The sequence below is a fragment of the Actinoplanes sp. NPDC051633 genome, assembly GCF_040681735.1.
GTDB lineage: Bacteria > Actinomycetota > Actinomycetes > Mycobacteriales > Micromonosporaceae > Actinoplanes.
The window spans coordinates 1-2,301 of the sequence record NZ_JBFAZH010001204.1 but is presented as its reverse complement, the minus strand read 5'-3'; the positions used below and the strand labels follow the sequence as shown (position 1 = coordinate 2,301).

Here is a 2,301-nt window from a genome sequence, read left to right as displayed (position 1 = left end):
GGCCGGCCGGGGCGGTGGGCAGCATCGCGCCGTGGGTCACCACGGTGGCGGCCGGAACCCACGACCGTGTGCTCACCCGTACCCTCCGCCTGGGTGACGGCGCCATCCTCACCGGGACCGGGCAGGGTGCGACGGCGCTGCCCTCGGCCCGCGTCGTCGATGCGGTAGCGGGCGCGGCCGTGCCGGCCGACGCCGAGCTGTGCAAGGCCGGTTCGCTGAACCGGTCGGCCGTCGCCGGCGCGATCGTGTTGTGCAAGCGCGGGGTCAACGGGCGTACGGACAAGAGCCGCACGGTACGCGACGCCGGCGGGGTCGGGATGGTGCTCTACAACGATCCGGACAGCACGCTCGACGTCGACTTCCACGCCGTGCCGACGGTCCACCTCAACCGCGCCGACGGGCTGCGCGTGAAGGCGTACGCCGCGACCGCCGGTGCCACCGCCCGGCTCGACGCCGCGGTCCGCGGCCGGACCCGCGCACCGGCGGTGGCCGCCACCTCGTCCGCCGGTCCGGCCCGCATTCCCAGCGGACCGCTGCTCAAGCCCGATCTGCTGGCGCCCGGCGTGTCCGTGCTGGCCGCGACCGCAGCCGCCGGCGTCCCGACGTTCGGCGTCCGCAGCGGCTCGTCGGTGGCCGCGGCGCAGGTGAGCGGCGCCGGTGCGCTGCTGCTGGGCCGCACGCCGACGCTCAGCCCGACGGCGGTCCGCTCGCGTTCAACCCGGCTTCCCCGGCCGCGAGCAGCCGCACGGCCGTCGCGGAAGTGACCGTCCCGGCGGGCGGCATCGCGCGTTTCGCGGCGCGGGCGGCCGACCACCCGGCGGGCGCGGACATCGACGTGTACGCGTACCGCGAGTCCGGCTCGACCTGGACGCCGGCCGGCACCAGCAACGACACCGGCAGCGACGAGGAGGTCGTGGTCGACCAGCCGGGCCGGTACCGGGTGTTCCACCACCTCTACTCCGCGCCGGCGCCGGCCACGGTGGTGTCGCTGAGCTGGGTGGCGGCCACGTCCTCGGACGCACTGACGGCGAGCCCGCCGACCTCGGAGGCGACGGCCGGCACGGCGGTCACGCTGACCCTGACGTGGCGCGGCCTGGAGCCGGACGGCGATTACTTCGGGGTGATGCTGCTGGAGGACGGCACGACGACGATCCGGCGCACGCTGCTCGAAATTGCGTAGCGGCGGCGGGCTGCTTGGGGCCCACTCCTGCGAATTGCCGAAGCCCCACGGGTCGTCGATGGTCACCACCGACCCCACCCGATATGACTTCCACACGTTCCCAAGCCACTCATCGAGCATCCGTCCAGTCATCTTCGGGAACCAGAAAATCGACCCTGGCGAAAACCGCGAAGACGATGGTGCCGAACAGCACATGGTGGAAGTGCGCCACCACGAAGTACGAATTGTGCACGTGGAAGTCGATCGGCGGGCTCGCCAGCAGGATGCCGGTCAGACTCCGAGCAGGAAGGTGACCAGAAAGCCGATCGAGAACAGCATCGGTGTCTCGAGGGTGACCTGGCCCTTAGTAGGGCTGTCCCGGCGCCGACCGTATCGGTTTGTCACGATGTGGCAGCGCCGATCGATCGTTGGGCGGTACGTAGATGGGTGTAGTGCTCGGGTGCTGCGTTCCAGGTGGGCAGGGCTCGACGCAAGGACGTCGGCCCGGTGACCTGGACGCCCCCACCGCGTAGGGCGGCGGGCCAGCTGATCAGCCCCAGATGCCAGCCGGTGAACGCCTTCGGATCGGTGATCGCGACGACGAGATCGTCGCCGTAGCCCGGGTCGAAGACGCAGGCCTCCGCGTCACCGTCCTCGCACAGCAGCCAACACTGCTCCCGGCGCCCACGGCGGGCGTAGTCGAAGCGGGCCACCACGCGCCGCCGGGGCAGGCGGTCGCGGCGTAGGTACGACGTGCACCAGGACGCGACGACGTGGCCCGGGTCGGCGTGCTGCGCGTGGTCGGGGCGGACGTCGACCCAGCGTTCGGCCCATACTCCGACGGCGTCCAGGACCGGTTGCAGGTCGAGGCCGGCCGGTGTCGGTTCGTAGAACGAACCGTGCCCGGCGGGTTTGCGGTGGGCCTGGATCAGCCCGGCCTTCTCCAGCTCACGTAGCCGGCGGGTCAGCAACGCCCGGGAGATTCCGGGTGCGCCGTCCGCGATCTGGTTGAACGTCCGGCTGCCCAGCAGCACGTTGCGGACGATGATCGGAGTCCAGCGCTCGGCGAGGATCTCCGACGCCCGCGCGATCGGGCAGAACTGACCGTAGCCACGCATGTGTGCAGTGTCGGCCCGCTCCAC

At 71.8% G+C, this 2,301-nt stretch carries 3 protein-coding genes and 1 pseudogene; 2 read left to right on the top strand and 2 right to left on the bottom strand.

The features are described 5' to 3' along the window. A partial coding sequence (locus AB0M20_RS39045) for a PA domain-containing protein (RefSeq protein WP_364306044.1) occupies window positions 1-764 on the top strand: 764 nt, incomplete at its 5' end. Beyond that, window positions 761-1,180: a hypothetical protein gene (locus tag AB0M20_RS39040; protein WP_364306042.1), complete on the top strand. Its 420-nt coding sequence runs from the start codon at window positions 761-763 to the stop codon at window positions 1,178-1,180. The genes AB0M20_RS39045 and AB0M20_RS39040, both read left to right, overlap by 4 nt. On the opposite strand, the pseudogene AB0M20_RS39035 reads toward AB0M20_RS39040, so the two are convergent. Then, window positions 1,163-1,525, bottom strand: a pseudogene (locus AB0M20_RS39035) (cbb3-type cytochrome c oxidase subunit I); the annotation flags it as partial. The gene AB0M20_RS39040 and the pseudogene AB0M20_RS39035 overlap by 18 nt on opposite strands. A gap of 35 nt (window positions 1,526-1,560) precedes the next feature. After that, window positions 1,561-2,301: helix-turn-helix domain-containing protein (locus AB0M20_RS39030; RefSeq protein WP_364306041.1), on the bottom strand; the 741-nt coding region annotated here is incomplete at its 5' end.